The 601-nt window shown below is 60.6% G+C and carries 1 protein-coding gene; it reads left to right on the forward strand.

Features of this window, described 5'->3' with window-relative positions:
- Positions 1–100: 100 nt before the first annotated feature.
- Positions 101–601, forward strand: a 501-nt coding sequence (locus EOA22_RS36505; RefSeq protein WP_245478810.1) for an aldolase/citrate lyase family protein, incomplete at its 3' end; no start/stop codon positions are given.

Raw genomic sequence — 601 nt, forward strand, 5'->3', positions numbered from 1 at the left:
ACACCAAGCTGGTGACGATCTGCGACCTTGTTGTCGAAGCTTCGTCTTGAAGAACGCGTAGGCGCAATGCGCCCCTTGTGGGCGAACGGGAGGGTAGTTCATGTCGGAGCCAAGTCTCAAGGCGCTAGCGTCTCACAGACGCGTCAAGCTCGGGACCCTTGTCGCCGAGTTCGCGACGCCGGGGATAGGCCACATCCTGAAGTCCGCTGGCTGTGACTTCGCCTTTTTCGATATGGAGCATTCGGGCTTCAGCCTGGAAACGGTCAAGAGCGCGATCCGCTATTTCGAGGCGGCCGACCTGCCGGTTATGGTGCGTGTGCCATCGCAGGACTACCATTTCCTCGCCCGCGCCATGGATATGGGGGCCGAAGGATTAATCGCGCCGATGGTGAGTACCGTCGAGCAGGCGCAGCACATCATCAATTCCATGAAATACCATCCGGCTGGCGCTCGCGGCGTGGCGCTGCAGATCGCGCATGACCGTTACCGTCCGGGCTCGGTTGCAGATAAGTTCGAGGCGGCCAACCAGCGCTCGGTGTTCATCTGCCTGATCGAGACCGCCGACGGCGTCAAGAACATCGACGGCATTGCGGGATTGGAC

This window comes from Mesorhizobium sp. M7A.F.Ca.US.014.04.1.1 (assembly GCF_003998745.1).
Classification (GTDB): Bacteria; Pseudomonadota; Alphaproteobacteria; order Rhizobiales; family Rhizobiaceae; genus Mesorhizobium; species Mesorhizobium ciceri.